Genomic DNA, 18,953 nt, shown 5'->3' with positions numbered 1-18,953 from the left:
GATTCACCTGCCAAGTGCAGCAACGGTTGAATACGTCCAAGAACCGATTACCCGGCGTACCTAAGCAAGCGTTTTTTTCGGTCGCGTTTTTCCCGGTTGGCAGGTGGGTTTGCCAACCGCCTTTCCTATTTCTATCTGTCATCAGGTTGAAATCCGTCTGCTTCGGGAAAGACTGCTGCAGCAATCCGCCGGTGTTTGCCACCAAGCCTTTCCCCCATGGATGGGAAAGACGGCCGAAGCCGGTTTTGACGCCCGGCTTTCCGGCAAACTTTTTGTGTCTGTAAAACCCCCTGCCATTATCCAAAGGCAGGGCAGATACCTTCTTTTTAAATTTTCTCATGGCATGAATGGCCGCATCCGCCGTATTCCCGGTTTTGAAGTTGTTGGTTTTGCAAACTGCGGCTTACTGGCCTTATCCTCGGTTGCAACCAATAAGCCGCCCTTTTGACCTGTGCCGACGTCCCAACCGCCTATATAGCCTGTTAACTTAAAAATGGGTACAAATTTTTCTCATGCCATCTGAAACCTGAAATCCGTCATTCCCGTACAGGCGGGAATCCGGTTCTGCCGGTACGGGAACCTGTAAAAAATTACTGAAAACCAACGTTCCGGATTCCTGCCTGTACGGGAATGACGGCATTTGGGTATTTATGTGCCCGTTATTTAGTAAAACGGCTATAGGTGATTTTCCACCAACAACGGCCGGTCGTTTTTCCATGCCTGTTCTGCCGGGTACTTTTCCTGTTGTCCATACACTGCCGCAGGGCTTGGGGGATGGGTTGGCACGGCTTGCCGTCCTGATTCGATTTTAATCGGCTATAAATCATTGGCGGCAGCGGTGGCCTGCCGGTCGTTTTGCGGGCATTTTGCTTTTTCTTTCCGGCTTCATGCTGTGCCGGGCGTACAAGCCGCCGTATTTGCCGTTCATGCCGTATCTGTCCGATTCACGCTTGACGGTGGTGGGGGTACTGCTGCTTTGAGATGGCTTGCGGTGTTCCGGGCAAATGCCGTATTTTTGTTCCCGGGTCAGGTGTGCGTAGCGGATGGCAGTCTTTCTTGTCGGGAAGCGGTCTGCTGCCGAATACCGGCCTGTTCTTTTGGAAAGTTGTCGCACTTGCGATGGGAATTCTAAGGGTATTTTAAAACTAAGCAGGAAACACGGTTTTGCTTTACAATACAGCGATTGAATTTCACTCTTATTTATATTTAGTTGCACCATGAACGAGCAAACCCCTGTTTCACCTATCCAATCCGACCATCTGATTCTTGGCAGATATGCCGAACGCGCTTATCTCGAATATGCCATGAGCGTAGTAAAAGGCCGCGCGCTGCCTGAGGTTTCAGACGGCCAGAAACCGGTTCAGCGCCGCATTCTCTATGCTATGCGCGACATGGGGTTGACTGCGGGCGCGAAACCAGTGAAATCGGCACGTGTGGTCGGTGAAATTTTAGGTAAATACCATCCGCACGGCGACAGCTCGGCTTACGAAGCAATGGTACGCATGGCGCAGGATTTCACACTGCGTTATCCGCTGATTGACGGCATCGGCAACTTCGGCTCGCGTGACGGCGACGGCGCGGCGGCCATGCGCTATACCGAAGCACGTTTGACGCCGATTGCGGAATTATTGCTCTCCGAAATCAATCAGGGCACAGTCGACTTCACGCCCAACTACGACGGCGCGTTTGACGAACCCGTCCACCTGCCTGCCTGCCTGCCGATGGTGTTGCTCAACGGCGCCAGCGGTATTGCTGTGGGCATGGCGACTGAAATCCCGTCGCACAACCTGACCGAAGCCACCAAAGCGGCGATTGCATTGTTGAAAAAGCCGTCGCTCGACACGGCCGATTTGATGGACTATATCCCCGCGCCCGACTTTGCCGGCGGCGGCCAAATTATCACCCCCGCCGCCGATTTGCAGCAGATTTACGAAAGCGGCAAAGGCAGCGTGCGTGTGCGTGCTCGTTATAAAATCGAAAAACTGGCGCGCGGCCAATGGCGGGCGATTGTGACCGAATTGCCGCCTAACGCCAATGCCGCCAAAATTTTGGCTGAAATCGAAGAACAAACCAATCCGAAACCGAAAGCCGGTAAAAAACAGCTCAACCAAGACCAACTCAATACCAAAAAACTGATGTTGGATTTGATTGAAAAAGTGCGCGACGAGTCCGACGGCGAGCATCCCGTACGTTTGGTGTTCGAACCCAAATCCAGCCGCATCGAACCTGACGCCTTTATGAACACGCTGATGGCGCAAACATCTTTAGAAGGCAATGTTTCGGTCAACTTGGTCATGATGGGCTTGGACAACCGCCCTGCTCAGAAAAACCTGAAAACCATCTTGCAGGAATGGCTGGAGTTCCGCGTGATGACCGTCACACGCCGTCTTAAGTTCCGCCTGACTCAAGTGGAAAAACGCCTGCACATTCTCCAAGGCCGTCTGAAAGTTTTCTTAAGCATTGACGAAGTGATTCGGGTGATTCGCGAATCGGACGAACCGAAAGCCGATTTGATGGCGGCGTTTGATTTAAGCGAAAACCAAGCAGAAGACATTCTCGAAATCCGTCTGCGCCAACTTGCGCGTTTGGAAGGCTTTAAACTGGAAAAAGAACTGGCCGAACTGCGCGAAGAAGAAGGCCATCTGAATTTGTTGCTCGGTGATGAGAATGAAAAGAAAAAGCTCATCATCAGAGAAATGCAGGCCGACATGAAGCAATTCGGCGACGAACGCCGCACGCTGGTCAAAGAAGCCGGCCGCGCCACACTCACGCAAACCACCGCCGACGAACCGGTCACGCTGATTTTGTCGAAAAAAGGCTGGATACGCAGCCGCGTCGGCCACAATTTGGATTTGGCACAAACCACGTTTAAAGAAGGCGACGGCTTGAAACAAACGCTGGAGAGCCGCACGGTGTGGCCGGTGGTGGTGCTCGATTCGCAAGGCCGTACTTACACACTTGACGCGTCGGAAATCCCGGGCGGCCGCGGCGACGGCGTACCAGTAGCATCATTAGTGGATGTGCAAAACGGCGCAGAAGTGGTCGCCATGCTCACCGGCCTGCCGGATCAACATTATCTATTAAGCAACAGCGGCGGCTACGGCTTTATCGCCAAACTCGGCGACATGGCCGGCCGTGTGAAAGCGGGCAAAGCGATCATGAATATGGAGTCAGGCGAAACTGTGCTGCCGCCGGTATCGGTGTACGTTTCGTCGCTGATTAATCCGGATTGTAAAGTGGTGGCGGTGACCGAATGCCAAACGTCTTTATGGGAAGAAAGCAAAGCCTTGGCCTTTACCCTGAACGAACTCAAAGTCATGGCCAAAGGCCGCGGTTTGCAACTCATCAGCCTGGGCGAAAAAGAACGATTGGCACACATCGCCGTGGTGTCCACACCGGAAATCCATGCCGAAAGCGAAGGCAAACGCGGCGCGGCGTATAAAGAACGCATTCAGCTTGCCGACATCAGTGGCAAACGCGGTAAAAAAGGCAAGCCTTTACCTCTTTCAGGCCGTCTGAAAAAATTATTCGGTGCAAGTTCCGTATCATCCAAACATGATTTGACCGATATCGTCACACTTTATGCAAAATCGTGATATTCTAAGATAATGATTATGCTGTTTCCGACCAATACAACCAGCCGGCAGCAGATCCGGCAGCCCGAGACAGGTTGCCCGAATCATTCATTCTAGGGCGTGTCCTCATTTCGTCTGCGTCGCACATTTTCGAACAGAAAAGCGTGTATACCAAGCGAAAGGCACTGCAAGGTTGGACACCTTGCGCGCATTTTCAACGCAAGAACGCAAGCAGGCGTATTTTTATGCCGAAATAAAGAGGCCGCATGATGAAATGAGGACACACCCTAAATATTCATAAAAATAACCATATGTTAAGGTGTGCTGAGAATGACAAAATTCAGTAATCCGGAATTAGACAATCTGGGCGAACGCATCCCCGGGCTGATTAATGTAGCCCGCATCGTGATTGTGTTGTCCTTGCTGGTTTTTCAAGTCTTGGGGACATACAGCGGCATCGAAATGGAAAGCGTAGCGTTTCCGACCATCGAATTTTACAGCTGGGCGGCTTTGTATTCCTTTTTGATTTTGCTGTCGGCATTCCGGCCGGACTGGCAATGGCAAGCGCAGGATTTACCCAATGCCAGCGCTGTAGTCGATATTTCCATGATGATTATTCTGGTATATATCGCCGACGGACTTGATTCGGGCTTTGCCATTTTGGTACTGCCCTTTATCGCCACTTCATGCCTGCTCAGCTACGGCCACTACCCCATGCTCTATGCAGGCTATGCGTCGCTCTTGTTTGTGATTTTGCTGTTTTTAGGCGGCGGCATCCATTTTTCGCCGCCGGAGTGGAAAAATCAAAGCGTCATTACTTGCGTCTTACTGATTGGTGCCAGCTATCTGGTCGCCACACTGACGGCTTTTGTCGCCAAATACCTTGAGCAGGCCACCGAATCAGCCAGCAAACACCAGCTTGCCTACCACCGCATCAGCGGTTTGAACCGATTAGTATTAAACCGCGTACAGGAAGCCGTGATTGTGATTGATGCCGGCCAGCGCATTTGGCTCTTCAACAAACAGGCCAAAAATTATTTTCCGAGCCTGGCGGTGGACCAACAAGAATTTGTGTTCGGCGAACTGGTGTCGCGTTGGCAATACCAGCCCGACAAAGCCTTTGAAACCGACATCCACATTTTCCAACACGCCATGCACGTGCGTGCGGTACCCTTAATTCAAGAACAAACCGAATTGCTGATGCTGTATGTTCGTTCATTGCGCGAAGTCGCAGCCGAAGCCATGTCGACCAAGCTCACTTCACTAGGGCAGCTTACCGCCAATCTGGCACACGAAATCCGCAACCCGATGTCGGCCATCCGCCATGCCAGCGATTTACTGCAAGACGATGAAGACATCGATCCGGTAAAAGTAAAGCTCTACGGCATTATCGACAGCAACATCCGGCGCATCGACAAAATGCTGGAAGACATTTCCCTGCTCAACAAGCGCGACAACATCAGCCGCGAACCGATTCACCTGATGAAATTCTGGCTCGGTTTCAAGCAGGAATTCACCCTAAACAACCCCACCGCCATCGGCTGCCTGCGCATGAACATGGAAGGTTCCAACCTGACGGTATTATCCGACCCTGTGCATTTGCAGCAAATCATGTGGAACCTGTGCAACAATGCTTGGCGCCACAGCCGTCAGGATGAAAACGCTATTACCGTGTTAATCCGTCCGAGCGGCCGCATGCACATCTCGATTGTGGTGGCCGACAACGGCAAAGGCGTCGCCCCGGAAGCGCGCAACCATTTGTTCGAGCCGTTTTACACCACCGAAAAACAAGGCACCGGCTTGGGTTTGTACGTTGCCCGCGAATTGGCACACGCCAACTTGGGTCAGCTGCACTATCACCCTGAAATGAACGGTTTCGAATTAATTTTACCGAAGGACAACAATGAGTAAGCTGCAAAATCCCGTTTTAGTTGTCGATGACGAAGCCGACATCCGCGACCTAATGGAAATGACCCTGATGAAAATGGGGCTACGTGTGGAAACCGCCGAAGGTGTCAAAGATGCCAAAGACAAGCTCGACAATAACGATTATTCGCTGGTGCTGACCGATATGCGTATGCCCGACGGATCGGGCTTGGAAGTCGTGCAATACATTGACGAACTGATGCTCGATACGCCTGTGGCCGTGATTACCGCATTCGGCAATGCCGATCAGGCAGTCGAAGCTTTAAAAGCCGGCGCGTTTGACTATCTGCAAAAACCGATTACCCTGTCACAACTGCGCTCACTGGTCAAATCCGCAGTTTCCGTAGCCGATAATGCCGAGATTCCGACACCGCCGCAACCGGCCAAAATACCGCCTGCTCCGGTAACGGCTGCCTTGAATAAGCCTCTGTCCGCTATGGTTGCACGTCAGTCACCATCCCCCGCTGCAAAATCTACTTCACGCGACTTGAACAAACCGATTTCCGTGCCCGACGGCCTGCGTTCTATGAAAGAACGTTTCTCCAGCGGCGAAAGCGTCTCAACACAAGAAGCACCGCAACCGGGCGGTGAAGCCGATATGCCGCGTCTCTTAGGCACGTCGCCGCAAATGGTCGAAGTGCGCCATTTGATCCGCCGTCTCGCCCGCAGCGAAGTTCCGGTTTATATCGCCGGTGAATCAGGTACAGGTAAAGAACAGGCCGCACGCACCATACACGAATTGTCCGAACGCGCCGACAAACCGTTTATCGCCGTCAACTGCGGCGCGATTCCCGAAAATCTGATGGAAAGCGAATTTTTCGGTTACAAAAAAGGCAGCTTTACCGGCGCCGACCAAGACCGTTTGGGATTTTTCCAACACGCCGACGGCGGCACGCTGTTTCTTGACGAAGTCGCCGACCTGCCTTTGGCTATGCAGGTGAAACTCTTACGCGCCATTCAGGAAAAAGCCGTGAGCCGCATTGGTGATGCACGCGAAACCTTTGTCGATGTGCGTATTGTCTGCGCCACCCACAAAAACCTCGAAGCCTTGGTCGAAAACGGCGCATTCCGCCAAGACTTGTATTACCGCTTAAACGTTGTGTCGCTGCACATGCCTCCTTTGCGTGAAATGCGCGAAGACTTGGGCGCACTGATTCTGTATCTGCTCTACAAACACCGCCACTGCAACCAAACCTACAAGCTCAGCTCCAAAGCGCAAGAAGCCCTGTTGCATTACAGTTACCCAGGTAACTTTCGCGAGTTGGAAAACATTCTCGAACGCGCCGTTGCCCTGACCGTCGGCACCGTTATCCAACTGGATGATTTGCAAATCCACAACACACTTGCGGATAAAGAGCCACGCAGACATCATAGCCTTTCGGTGAAAGATATTGCCGATGCCATGACCGAATCCGCATTAAATCAAGCGCCTTTAGCCCCGTTCGACCCGCGTAACATGCAGATTCAGGATTATCTCGACAAAATCGAGCGCGACATCATCCAAAACGCCCTGGAACAAACCCGTTACAACCGCACGCAGGCGGCGAAACTCTTGGGCATCAGCTTCCGTTCGATGCGTTACCGGATGGAGCGTTTGGATATCAACTGAACGTTTCAGGCGGCCTTGATTCGATCCAATGCCGTCTGAACACACCCAGGCCGTCTGAAAAAATCGCATTGCCGCACAGTCAAACACAGGCATATAGGCATCTCTCATACAAATGCACATATACTTTCAGACGGCCTGCTCATTGCCGAGACCGTCTGAACACATGACCTGCATTTATATTGCCGAATCTGCCGACAAATCCGCCCGCGAGCTGGCGCAAGCATTCGGCCTGACTATAATCTGCCAGCTGCCCGTCGACGGCGAATACCTTTATGCCGGTTCAGACGGCATCAGTCTTTGCCGTGCCGGCGAAAAAGGCCGCGTACAAGTCGATTTTACCGGTGGTGCCGCCCAATACCGACGCACCAAAGGCGGCGGCGAACTTATTGGCAAAGCGGTCAACCACACCGCCAGACCCACCGTATGGGACGGTAACGGCGGCTTGGGCCGTGACAGCTTCGTCTTGGCTTCAATGGGCTTGAACATACACTCGTTTGAACAACACCCCGCCGTTGCCTGCCTGCTGCACGACGGGCTGAATCGCGCCTTACAACACCCCGACACCGCCGAAATCGCCCGGCGCATGACCCTGCATTTCGGCAACACGTCCATCCTCATGCCGCAAACCGCACAAGCAATAGGCCACCCGGACGTGGTGTATCTCGACCCGATGTATCCGCAGCGGCAGAAATCCGCCGCCGTCAAAAAAGAAATGGCTTATTTCCACGGCTTAGTCGGCACAACACAAGACGAATCCGGCCTGCTCAATACCGCCCGTGCCGTTGCCAAAAAACGCGTCGTGGTCAAACGTCCGCGCTTGGGCGAATTTCTCAATGGCGAAAAACCGGCTTACCAATATTCGGGTAAAAACACGCGTTTTGACTTGTATCTGCCGGATAATCCGATCCATGACTGAAACACGGCCGAGACCTTTGTAAAATCCCATCTTTGGCACATTTCTTCGCCATGCACTTCTCGAACATCCTGCCTTTTCATGATGTGTCTGCATGTTCCGCGTTTGCTTGGCTTTGAACGGTACTCAAATCTAGGGATGGTACAAAGGACTCAGGCCGTCTGAATTTCAGACGGCCTTTTTTTATCTCCCGTTCGGAATCTGATTCAGTTTTTTCAACAGCTTTTCCGATTTCTCCGGATCATCGTTACGCATAAGCTTGGCAAAATGGTATTCCAACTGATTGGTGTCGCTTTTCAGGATAATGTCCTTTACCGACAAAAGATTGTTGGTATTCATGGAAAAGCAGCGCAAGCCCATGCCCAGCAGCACGCGGGTGAAGGCAGTGTCGCCGGCCATTTCGCCACACACGGAAACACTTTTGTCCATGCGGTTGGCGGTACGGATCACATGCTGAATCATTTTCAACACTGCCGGATGGCCCGGTTGGTAAAGGTAGTTGACGGCATCGTCGCCACGATCAACCGACAACACATATTGAATCAGGTCGTTGGTACCGATAGAAATAAAATCAACCATTTTCAGAATACTGCCGACAGTCATCGCCGCCGACGGAATTTCAATCATACAGCCGATGCTGACTTCACCAAATGCTTCGCCGCGCTTGGCAAGCTGTTTTTTCGCGGTTTCCAAATGAATCAGGCATTGGCGAACTTCGGATAAGGATGTCACCATCGGCCACATCAGGCGCACAGAACCATATCGGGCCGCACGCAGCACGGCGCGCATTTGCGTGCGGAACATGACCGGCTCAGCCAGACACAAGCGGATGCCGGTCAAACCCAAGGCCGGATTTAGGCTGCCGTTGGGTGTGGCGTTTTGGCCGAACCAGCGTGGATTTTTGTCCACGCCCAAATCGACGGTGCGGATGGTCAAGCTCTTACCTTTAAGCTTTTTCACAATCTCACTGTACACTGCGTATTGCTCGTCTTCAGACGGCATGTGTTCACGGTTGAGATAGAAAAACTCGCTGCGGAACAAACCTACGCCGTCGGCGCCGATATTATGCAGTGCTTTGATATCTTCGGCGGATTCGATGTTGGCAAGCAGCTCGATGTTAATGCCGTCGGCGGTGGTAGCGGCGGTTTTTTTGAGCTTGTTCAACTCGCGTTTGTGACTGCGGTATTCCCGTTCCAAGCGGCGGTATTCGGCCAGCACGACATCATCGGGATTAATCAGCAAAATACCTTTTATGCCGTCAACAATGACGATTTCGTTTTCGGTAATCAGCTTGCGCGCGTTGCGCAAGCCAATCACAGACGGAATATCCAAGCTGCGGCCCAAAATCGCGGTATGGCTGGTTGAGCCACCGGCATCGGTCACAAACGCGGTAATGTGCTGCTCTTTAAACAACACGGTATCCGCCGGCGACAAATCATGCGCAATCAGGATGGTGTCTTCAAACAGATTATTGGCCAAGTTCAATTCGTTGCTCTGACCGACCAAATGGTTGTGGATACGCTGTACCACTTGCAGCATATCCTGCTTACGTTCGCGCAGGTAGGCATCCTCAATTTCGTCAAACTGGGCGGCGAGTTTGTCGCTTTGCTGCTTCAACGCCCATTCTGCATTGATTTTCTGCTCACGCAATAAATCGACCGGCTCGCGCGAAAGCGTCACGTCGGTCAGCAGCATCAAATGCAGCGAGATGAATGCGCCCAGCTCGGTCGGCGCGTTTTCGGGAATGGCGTTGCGCAGTCGTTCCAATTCTTTGCGTGTGGCCTTCACCGCCGCATCAAAACGCGCCACTTCCGTCTCGATGTCTTCGGGCCCGATGTCGTATTGTGGAACTTCGGTGCTGCCGCGCGACACCAAGTGCGCATGGCCGATGGCGATGCCTTTGCCCGCTGCCACGCCGTGTAGTACGATACTCATATCATTCGCCTTCGCCGAAGTAATCGTTAATCAAATCGCTCAAGGCTTTCATGGCGGCAGTTTCGTCCGTGCCTTCGGTTTCGATTTCAATCACACTACCTTTGGCGGCGGCGAGCATCATCAACCCCATGATGCTTTTGCCGTTGACGCGGCTGCCGTTTTTGGCAACCCACACTTCGCTTTGAAATCGCGAGGCGGTTCGGGTGAATTTGCTTGACGCGCGCGCGTGTAAGCCCAGTTTGTTGATGATTTCGATTTCTTGCTTGAGCATGGCTTTTCCTGATTGTGTTTATTGTTGATGGAACAGGTTGCCGACGGCCCGCCTCATTTCAGGCCGTCTGAAAACAGCCTGTATTGCGGCGTATCTGGGATTAATGTGATTCAGACAGCCTCTGCCGCTTTTTTGCATATCAAATCATCCGGTTCGGCGGTAATGGCAAAAATCCCGCGAATTGCCGCTTCTTTTACTGTTTCGGTAAAAACGGTCAAATCCTCGGCCTCGGACGCATACTGCACGGCTTTAACCATCATCGGCGCATTCAGGCCGGTGAGAATCGCCGATTTGCCGGTACGCACCATGCGGCGGGCAGCATTACACGGAGTGGCACCAAAAATATCGGTCATAATCAATACGCCGTGACAATTTTCCGGAAATTCCTGAATCATGGAAATCGCGCGGTTGATCACGTCGTTTTGGTCCTCGTCCGGCCGTGCGCCCAAGATATGCACGTTTTCAGGCCTGCCTTGCGGGAAAAAATGATGTGTCAAACCACGGTAGGCTTCGCCGACAGATTCATGCGTGATGATAAGCAAACCAATCATTTTCGTTCCTGAAATAAGGTTTTTTTGTGGTTTTGAAATGGTTGCGGACAAGCGGATAAACAAGGCCGTTTGAACGTTTTTTACCGCAGTTTTACGTCTTCAATGTATTATTTTCAGACGGCATTTATCCTAATCCTGCTTGAGCGCGTAAATTTCGCCCAAATTGCGCCAGCAGCCCGCCGCATCCATACCGTAGCCGAACACGTAACGGTTGGGCATATCCAAACCGACGTAGTCGCCTTTTGTCGGCTTTTCTTTGCCGATTAATTTGTTGGCAAACACCGCCGCACGGCAACTGGCCGCGCCCATTTCCAACAGCTTTTGCTGAATTGCATGCATGGTGTGGCCTTCATCGAGAATATCGTCCAACACCACCACATGACGTCCGCATATTTGCTCGGCATCGGGCATACGTTTCCAATTGAAATTACCGCCCTGCAATTTGTCGCCGTAACGAGAAACGTGTACGTAATCAAAGTCCAGCGGAAAGCGCAACAGCGGCAGCAATTGGCCGGCAAACACCACCGCCCCGCCCATCACGGACAGCAGCAGCGGATATTTGTCGCCCAAATCACGGGTGATGTCGTCGGCTACTTTCTGCAACGCGGCTTGGCATTCTTCTTGGCTGAACAGCAATTCGGCATTGTCAAGCATGGCTTGGGTTTGATGGCGTCTGGTTTTGAAATCCATTTTGTCTGTACCGCTGAAAATCCAAACCCCAATTATAGCAGCACGCTTAAAACGGCGGATAAAAATTGCAGCACGCGATGATTAATCAGGCCGTCTGAAACCTTTCAGACGGCCTTTGCGCTATAATAAATATCCGCTCTTCGTTTTTCAGACGGTCCAATCCGCCATGACGCAGCATTACGACCCTTTCCAGCATCTTGAAAACCTCAATTCTCACGACACGCAAAACTTCGCCGCCCAAGCCCACCGCGAAACCCAAGCGCGTTTTATGGCAGACGAATCCATCCGTACCCTTTCAGACGGCATTCTTGCACAAATGCAGGACACGCGCCAGATTCCTTTTTGCCAAGAACACCGCGCGCGCATGTACCATTTCCACCAAGACGCAGAATATCCGAAAGGCGTGTACCGCGTCTGCACCGCAGCATCCTACCGATCGGGCTATCCCGAATGGGAAATCTTGTTTTCAGTAGCCGATTTTGACGACATCTTGGGCGATGATGTCTATCTCGGCGGCGTGTCGCATTTGGTGGAAGAACCGAATCTGGCCTTGCTGACCTTGAGCCGCACCGGCAGCGACGTGGCCTATACCTTGGAAATGGATCTGGCCTCCGGCACGCTGGCAAATGGCGGTTTTCATTTCCCGGCAGGCAAAAACCACATTTCATGGCGCGATGAAAACAGCGTGTGGGTCTGCCCCGCATGGGATGAACGCCAACTCACCCAATCGGGCTATCCGCGCGAAGTGTGGCTGGTCGAACGCGGCCAAAGTTTTGAAGACGGCACACCGGTTTACCAAATCGAAACCGATGGCATGATGGTCAACGCCTGGCGTTATCTTGATCCGCAAGGCTCGCCGATTGATTTGATTGAAGCCTCGCAAGGGTTTTACACCAAAACCTATTTGCAAGTTTCCGCGCAAGGCGAAACCAAGCCTTTGAATCTGCCGGAAGATTGCGATGTGGTCGGTTATTTGTCCGGCCATTTGATGTTAACCTTGCACAAAGACTGGCGCCGCGCCAACCAAAACTATCCGAGCGGCAGCTTGGTAGCGGTAAAATTAAACAAAGGCCAACTCGGCGCAGCGCAATTGTTGTTTACCCCCAACGACACACAAGCCTTGGAAAGCGTGGAAACGACCAAGCGTTTTGTGGTTGCCAGCACTTTGGAAAACGTACAAGGCCGTCTGAAAGCATGGCGTTTTGTCGATGGCTTATGGCAGGAAATCGAATTACCGCGTCTGCCGATGGGCGCATTGGAAATAACCGATCAGCCATGGGGCAGCGATGTGGTGTATCTGGCCGCCAGCGATTTCATTACGCCGCTGACCCTGTACGCCTTGGATTTGAACGTGATGGAACTCACCGTCATGCGCCGCCAACCGCAACAGTTTGCAGCCGACGGCATTCAGGTGCAGCAATTCCGGACGGCATCGGCAGACGGCACGCAAATTCCCTATTACCATGTCGGCAAAGCCGTTTCAGACGGCCTTATGCAACACACGCCGACTTTGGTATATGTATACGGCGGTTTCGGCGTACCCGAATTGCCGCATTATTTGGGCAGCATCGGCAAGTACTGGCTGGAACAAGGTAATGCTTTTGTATTAGCCAACGTACGAGGTGGTGGCGAATTCGGTCCGCACTGGCACCAAGCCGCTCAAGGTTTGCACAAACACAAAAGCACCGACGATTTGCTCGCCATAGTCGGTGATTTGAACCGCCGCAGGCTGAGTTCACCCCCACACATCGCCCTGCAAGGCGGCAGCAACGGCGGCCTGGTAGTGGCTTCTGCCTTTGTTCGCCAGCCCGAAAGTTTCGGCGCGATGGTGTGCGAAATGCCCTTTACCGACATGCTGCGCTATCCTTTATTGTCAGCCGGGGCCAGTTGGACAGACGAATACGGCAACACACAAAAATACGACATCTGCCGCAATTACTGGCAGCAGCATTCACCCTACCACAATCTTGCAGACGGCTGCCGCTATCCGCCCGCCTTCATCACCACCAGCCTGAGTGACGACCGCGTCCATCCGGCCCATGCGCTTAAGTTTTACGCCAAACTGCGTCAACTCAGCCCGCAATCGTGGCTGTATTGCCCCGATAACGGCGGCCATACCGGCAACGGCACGCAACGGGATTCCGCCAACGAACTGGCCTGTATCCTGACGTTTTTAAACGTTTTTTTGCAAACCAAAGTCTAGGATGCAGCCCCATTTCATCATGCGGCATCTTTCCGGTATAAAACCCGTTTGCTGCGTTGGAAATGCGCACAAAAGGTCCGGCCTTGCCGCGCCGGCTGGTTTGACTAACGCGGCGTGTAAAACCGTCCTCTTTGAGTACCGCCTTGCATACACGCTCTTCTGCTCGAAAATCGGCGATGCAGAGACGCAGACAAAATAAGGACACTTCCTAAAAAAGCCGTCTGAACGGCAAAATACCCGTCCAAATGGCCGGCAAACCTGTACCAAAGCAAAAATTAACTGCCTAACCAGCTGATAACAAACAAAAACAAAATGCTGCTTGTAGGATAAAATCAGCCTATGATAATATGCAGCGTAACAGAACCATTCCCCGAAAATGCAGAAAATGTATTTTTAGATGGAAAACTCTAAACGAATTCGGTAAAATAAACCCGATTTATTTTTTCAAACCCGCCGCAAGGCATATAAGGAACGACTAACATGTCAAATATCGAACAACAAGTTAAAAAAATTGTTGCTGAACAACTGGGCGTGAATGAAGCCGAAGTGAAAAACGAATCATCTTTCCAAGACGATTTGGGTGCAGACTCATTGGACACCGTTGAATTGGTCATGGCTTTGGAAGAAGCTTTCGGTTGCGAAATCCCCGATGAAGAAGCCGAAAAAATCACTACTGTACAATTGGCTATCGACTACATCACTGCCCGCAACAGCTAATCCGTAGCCTCCCAACATAATCGGCCTCTGCTGCGAATTTCGCATACAGGGGCTTTTACCTTATATTCAGACATGCTTGAAATTAGAGAAAAAGAAAAACTCTAATTTTCAGACGGCCCGAAACGCAGCTCTCCTGCCTTGCCGTCCACTATCCCGATCAACGACAGCGAGATTATCATGAGTCAACGAAGAGTAGTCATCACAGGCCTAGGTCAAGTATCACCGGTCGGCAACGACGTCGCCACCGCATGGAGCAACCTGCTCGCAGGCAAAAGCGGCATTGGCATGATTACCCGCTTTGACGCATCGGAAATCAACAGCCAAATTGCCGGCGAAGTGCGCGGTTTCGACATCAGCGAATACATCAGTGCCAAAGAAGCCCGCCGCATGGATGCTTTTATCCACTATGGCTTGGCCGCTGCCCTGCAAGCCATTCAAGATGCCGGTTTGGACGATACCCCTGATTTGGATAAAGACCGCATCGGCGTCAACATCGGCTCAGGCATCGGCGGCATGCCGAGCATTGAAGCCACCGGTATTGCCGTGCAAGAAAGCGGAGCGCGCAAAATCAATCCGTTCTTTATTCCTGGTTCACTGATTAACCTGATTGCCGGTCACGTGACCATTTTAAAAGGCTACCGCGGCCCTTCATTCGGCATGGTTTCAGCCTGTACCACCGGAGCACACTCCATCGGCAATTCCGTCCGTTTGATTAAATACGGTGATGCCGATGTTATGGTGGCTGGCGGGGCAGAAGGCTCCATCAACCTCCTGAGTGTCGGTGGTTTTGCTGCCATGAAAGCCTTATCTACCCGCAACGACAATCCTGCCGCCGCTTGCCGCCCTTGGGACAAAGGCCGCGACGGCTTCATCATTGCCGAAGGTGCTGGCGTGTTGGTATTGGAAGAATTGGAACACGCGAAAAAACGCGGTGCGAAAATCTATGCCGAAATCATCGGCTTCGGCATGAGCTCCGATGCCTACCACATTACCTCACCGAGCGAAGAAGGCCCTGCGCTGGCAGTGACCCGCGCGCTGAAAGATGCCGGTTTGAATACAATTGATGTGGATTATATCAACGCACATGGCACGTCTACCCCACTGGGTGATGCCAACGAAACCAACGCCCTAAAACGGGCTTTGGGCGATCATGCCAAAAATGTGGTGGTTAACTCGACCAAATCGATGACTGGCCACTTGTTGGGCGCAGCCGGCGGCGTAGAAGCCGTGTACAGCATTATGGCCATTCACGACCAAAAATCGCCGCCAACCATCAACTTAGAAGAACAAGATATTGAAGCAGGCTGCGATTTGGACTATTGTGCCAACGAAGCCCGCGACATGAACATCAAGATCGCTATTTCCAACTCTTTCGGTTTCGGCGGCACCAACGGTACGCTGGTATTCAAAAAGTTTGAAGGTTGATTGGTTTCATTAAACTAAGGCCGTCTGAAATGTTTCAGGCGGCCTTTTTAAATTTGTAAACCTGAGCCAGATACACATTGGTTAAAATTTTAATTAAGGTTATAGAAAAAGCCGGGACTTTGGCAAAATTGAACACATCTCAGACCGCCATAATCGGACATTATTTTTCCGGGTTAACCTTAGTTTTACAAAAGTCTTAACCTGCGAATATTTTGCGCTTTGCTCAATCCGCCTTATTACGCCGAACCTGACATTCACCCCACGCCAAAAGGTCTTTCAGATCGAACAATTCCTCACCCATACCGTCGGTAAAAACACGCCAGCCCGGCAAATATTTATCTTGCAACAGCGAGACCACGGCGATCCCTTGTCCAATGGCTTGTGCATATTCATCAATCAGGCCGCTGTTTTCACTTTCCGCGTGGCCGAATTTATTAAACACCAAAATATCAAGCGGCGTTTGCAAGGCCTCCCGAATCACTTCCGAAGATGCCGCCAGGCCATGTGGATCAAGCAAACAGCCATTGATGGTACAACCCTCTTCATACATAATGGTATAAACGCGGCTGTCGGTTAAGGACTGAACCCTGTCACGCAGTTTATTGCCGGCCTCATCCAAAAGATTGAGTAAACCTGCCACTTTTAATCCTTGCTGCTGCCAGCATTTTACCGCCTGCCACAGCGCCTGCAATTCGCTTGCCCCCTCACCCTGATAAATCAACACGGCAATCGGTTTCATGCTTTTCTCTCCGTTCATTGATGCACAAAATCCTATGCCAACTTGGATTGGCTGGCAAATTTTTATCAAGTCTGTCCGAATGCAAAAACAGGTTTTAACAAAAAAAATAAAAAATAAAAAAAGATGAAGGATGTCAGTTATCCGGCATCCTTTCAGACGGCCATTCAGCTTAAATCACTTCCAAAGTGAAATAATGGCGCAATTTCTGATATACGTTATCTGTGACGTTGATGCAGCCGTTAGTCATGATGCGGTCGGCCGCCACAGGCGATGCAATCCGTTCCATGCGGCGTTCGGAAGGTTTGCCCAACCAAACGCGGTGTAGGGCAAACAAAAAATCCCGTTCTTCCTTAAAACCAATCACCTCGCCACCATAGCCTGATTTTTTCGTAGCCATGATGGTTAACGGGAAAATGCCTTTCGGCGTGGTTTTACCGATAAGTACAGGATGGCATTGCTTGTCATCAGCAAAGCACAATTCGGCTTTAGTGGTATCGACGATGACTTTCTTACGCTTCATGTACTCACTGACGGTATCGGCACCGGCAAACGTATTCAAGCCTAACAACAAGGCCGTACATAACCAAACTTTTTTCAACTTAATTCCATTCTTGACAGATGCGTTGCGGTGTGGTCGCCACGTCGTGGATAATCACTTGCGGCTCCGCTTTAAGGGCAGGCGGCAGATAAGCGGCACCTTCAGGGAATACCAGCTTCCAGTGGAAGCTACGCGCAAATTTGTTTTTATCATAAATTACTTTGTATTGACAAGCCGTATGCCTTCCACGCCCGAAGTGTTGTCAGGGGCAACGCCTGCGCCCAAGGTGTAGAATCAGCAAAGCAACCATTTACCGTATCCTTACGGCGGCACGATGGCAACTGCCGACACCGCAAAACAGTACCGGCAACCGTTTCAAACAAGCCAAGTATGACATGAAACGTTTGGCTAAAGTTGGGAAGCCCATCGAAGAAACACTCAAAAAACAGGCAAAAACCTTATCCGGGTGAAACGGCGCACTCCGACACCAAACGGCTGCCTTGATTGCAGAATCAAAAAGCTACCGCCCCAAGAGATTGCCTGTTTGTTGCCATTGATGATTTTTCGAGAGGGCGGTATGCCGCGCCATTTTGCCTGGCCGTACCGCTGCCGGTGCTGTAAAAGGTTCTTTTGCGCGATGTAATCGATTGCTGCCCTTATACCATCAGATCACGGCATGGAAATATCGGGGCAGTACGGCACATCCGTTTCCGGCTGCCTGTGTGCAAAACAATAGTCGGTCGAAAGTTTCCCCGTATTGCCCGACGACCACAAACGGCCAAGCAGAGCGGGTTATCCGCAACTTAATGAAAATGGGGCAGGATAAGTTTGCGTTTAAGGATTCGGAACACCGGCAAAAGGCGTTATGCCGTTTTGTGAATTTTTATCATCCGGTTAAGCCGCATAAGGATTTGAAAGGCGATACGCCTTTTGAGGTTTTACAGACTTATTTTTCTCAATCTGTTGTGTAAACAACGCGGTTGTCTCTTACATTTAATTCAATAACTTCCTAAAAAGCCAATCTCACTACTTTGATGTTTGAATATGTTTTATTACATATGGGGCTTAGGAAAAAAATCACCCAAAAACGTGATAAGTTCCTGATATAAAATTAAAAAATAAATATCAAAAGTTCAACAAAATTTCAGAGCAAAAATTCAGCGCAATAATCCGCTGTTCCGCGCTTGAGTTAACCGCTTCCGATACCGCCAAAATAACCGCTATCAGTGTCCGCAGCATCCATCCTGTCTACTTTTGAAAATCAGACTCAGGATTACATCCTGATGCGAACCCAATTCACCCTTGTCCGGCATTGTCGGGAGAGACGTCTTCAGACTAGGCGTTTCCACCGATTAATGGAAATAAATCAATATCTTTGGGTTTCTTCAAGCAGACAGTCAACTGCGGTTCGAAACCCGCTGATGGATAAGATTTCTTTTTTTGTTGAAGAAGTGACAATCTGCCAATCTTGACTGCAGTTTAATGTTGAATCAATATATGCGCTTTCCCAATCCTCATATTCATTTAATAAAAAAATAACGGCTGTCTTCAATTTTGCAATTACTCCTTTCCGTTACCGTATCCGCTTTTGCAGCAGCTACTAACGAAGATACTTCGAAATAATTCGAAATAATCTGATTTAATATTTTTGCTTCCTAGGGCGTCCTGCCAATTCCTTATCATAAGGGCAGCCGTCACACATGCCAAGGCAACTATGCCTTCGTCGTGAGGCTTCAAGCGGTCGTAGCAGGTAGCGGCAGCACGAAAATGCTTCAAATTTTCAAAGGCATTCCCAACCCAATGCCTCATTTATACAAGTACCCATCCATAAGTACCCATCCATGGATACATTCAACCGTGC

At 50.9% G+C, this 18,953-nt stretch carries 13 protein-coding genes and 3 pseudogenes; 8 read left to right on the top strand and 8 right to left on the bottom strand.

Features of this window, described 5'->3' with window-relative positions:
- Positions 1-340 (bottom strand): annotated as a pseudogene (locus tag C7N83_RS15245) (hypothetical protein); the annotation flags it as partial.
- Positions 341-1,217: 877 nt separating this feature from the next.
- On the opposite strand from C7N83_RS15245, the gene parC reads away from it, so the two are divergent.
- The 4 genes from parC (at position 1,218) to C7N83_RS08055 (ending at position 8,026) form a co-directional block, all read left to right on the top strand.
- Positions 1,218-3,596, top strand: a complete 2,379-nt coding sequence (gene parC / locus C7N83_RS08070) for a DNA topoisomerase IV subunit A (protein ID WP_106741889.1) — start codon at positions 1,218-1,220, stop codon at positions 3,594-3,596.
- A 309-nt stretch (positions 3,597-3,905) separates the two neighbouring features.
- On the top strand, positions 3,906-5,486 hold the full coding sequence (locus C7N83_RS08065; protein ID WP_106741887.1) for an ATP-binding protein: 1,581 nt from the start codon (positions 3,906-3,908) through the stop codon (positions 5,484-5,486).
- Positions 5,479-7,110 carry a sigma-54-dependent transcriptional regulator gene (locus tag C7N83_RS08060; RefSeq protein WP_106741886.1) on the top strand — a complete coding sequence of 544 codons (1,632 nt, stop codon included), beginning with the start codon at positions 5,479-5,481 and terminating at the stop codon, positions 7,108-7,110. Before C7N83_RS08065 ends, C7N83_RS08060 begins: the two co-directional genes overlap by 8 nt.
- A 163-nt stretch (positions 7,111-7,273) precedes the next feature.
- Positions 7,274-8,026: a class I SAM-dependent methyltransferase gene (locus tag C7N83_RS08055; RefSeq protein ID WP_106741884.1), complete on the top strand. Its 753-nt coding sequence runs from the start codon at positions 7,274-7,276 to the stop codon at positions 8,024-8,026.
- Positions 8,027-8,206: 180 nt separating this feature from the next.
- On the opposite strand, the gene ptsP is transcribed toward C7N83_RS08055, so the two are convergent.
- From ptsP to C7N83_RS08035, 4 genes are all read right to left on the bottom strand, one after another.
- Complete coding sequence (gene ptsP / locus C7N83_RS08050) at positions 8,207-9,958, bottom strand: phosphoenolpyruvate--protein phosphotransferase (RefSeq protein ID WP_106741882.1); 1,752 nt, start codon at positions 9,956-9,958, stop codon at positions 8,207-8,209.
- A 1-nt stretch (position 9,959) separates the two neighbouring features.
- Positions 9,960-10,229 (bottom strand): HPr family phosphocarrier protein, encoded by a 270-nt coding sequence (locus tag C7N83_RS08045; RefSeq protein WP_106741880.1) that lies wholly within the window; start codon positions 10,227-10,229, stop codon positions 9,960-9,962.
- Between the two features lie 110 nt (positions 10,230-10,339).
- Entirely contained in the window at positions 10,340-10,780 is a 441-nt protein-coding gene (locus C7N83_RS08040) for a PTS sugar transporter subunit IIA (RefSeq protein ID WP_106741879.1), read from the bottom strand.
- Positions 10,781-10,909: 129 nt separating this feature from the next.
- Positions 10,910-11,470, bottom strand: coding sequence for a hypoxanthine-guanine phosphoribosyltransferase (locus C7N83_RS08035; protein WP_106741877.1), 561 nt, complete (start codon positions 11,468-11,470; stop codon positions 10,910-10,912).
- Between the two features lie 166 nt (positions 11,471-11,636).
- On the opposite strand from C7N83_RS08035, the gene C7N83_RS08030 reads away from it, so the two are divergent.
- The 3 genes from C7N83_RS08030 to fabF all read left to right on the top strand — a co-directional run bounded on the left by C7N83_RS08030 (position 11,637) and on the right by fabF (position 15,815).
- Entirely contained in the window at positions 11,637-13,673 is a 2,037-nt protein-coding gene (locus C7N83_RS08030) for a prolyl oligopeptidase family serine peptidase (RefSeq protein WP_106741876.1), read from the top strand.
- 480 nt (positions 13,674-14,153) lie between these two features.
- Entirely contained in the window at positions 14,154-14,390 is a 237-nt protein-coding gene (acpP, locus tag C7N83_RS08025) for an acyl carrier protein (protein WP_106741874.1), read from the top strand.
- A gap of 177 nt (positions 14,391-14,567) precedes the next feature.
- Positions 14,568-15,815 carry a beta-ketoacyl-ACP synthase II gene (gene fabF, locus C7N83_RS08020; protein WP_106741872.1) on the top strand — a complete coding sequence of 416 codons (1,248 nt, stop codon included), beginning with the start codon at positions 14,568-14,570 and terminating at the stop codon, positions 15,813-15,815.
- A 223-nt stretch (positions 15,816-16,038) separates the two neighbouring features.
- On the opposite strand, the gene C7N83_RS08015 is transcribed toward fabF, so the two are convergent.
- The 3 genes and pseudogenes from C7N83_RS08015 to C7N83_RS16000 all read right to left on the bottom strand — a co-directional run.
- Positions 16,039-16,554, bottom strand: coding sequence for a DUF2478 domain-containing protein (locus C7N83_RS08015; RefSeq protein WP_170064855.1), 516 nt, complete (start codon positions 16,552-16,554; stop codon positions 16,039-16,041).
- Between the two features lie 169 nt (positions 16,555-16,723).
- Positions 16,724-17,122, bottom strand: a complete 399-nt coding sequence (locus C7N83_RS08010; protein WP_425437505.1) for a murein L,D-transpeptidase — start codon at positions 17,120-17,122, stop codon at positions 16,724-16,726.
- 31 nt (positions 17,123-17,153) lie between these two features.
- Positions 17,154-17,386 (bottom strand): annotated as a pseudogene (locus C7N83_RS16000) (outer membrane protein assembly factor BamE); the annotation flags it as partial.
- Between the two features lie 811 nt (positions 17,387-18,197).
- On the opposite strand from C7N83_RS16000, the pseudogene C7N83_RS07995 reads away from it, so the two are divergent.
- Positions 18,198-18,373 (top strand): annotated as a pseudogene (locus C7N83_RS07995) (IS1595 family transposase); the annotation flags it as partial.
- Positions 18,374-18,953: the final 580 nt, after the last annotated feature.

Source organism: Neisseria iguanae (assembly GCF_003013245.1).
Lineage (GTDB): Bacteria > Pseudomonadota > Gammaproteobacteria > Burkholderiales > Neisseriaceae > Neisseria > Neisseria iguanae.
Note: the sequence above shows the minus strand (reverse complement) of the source record. Positions and strands in the feature narration are given on the sequence as shown.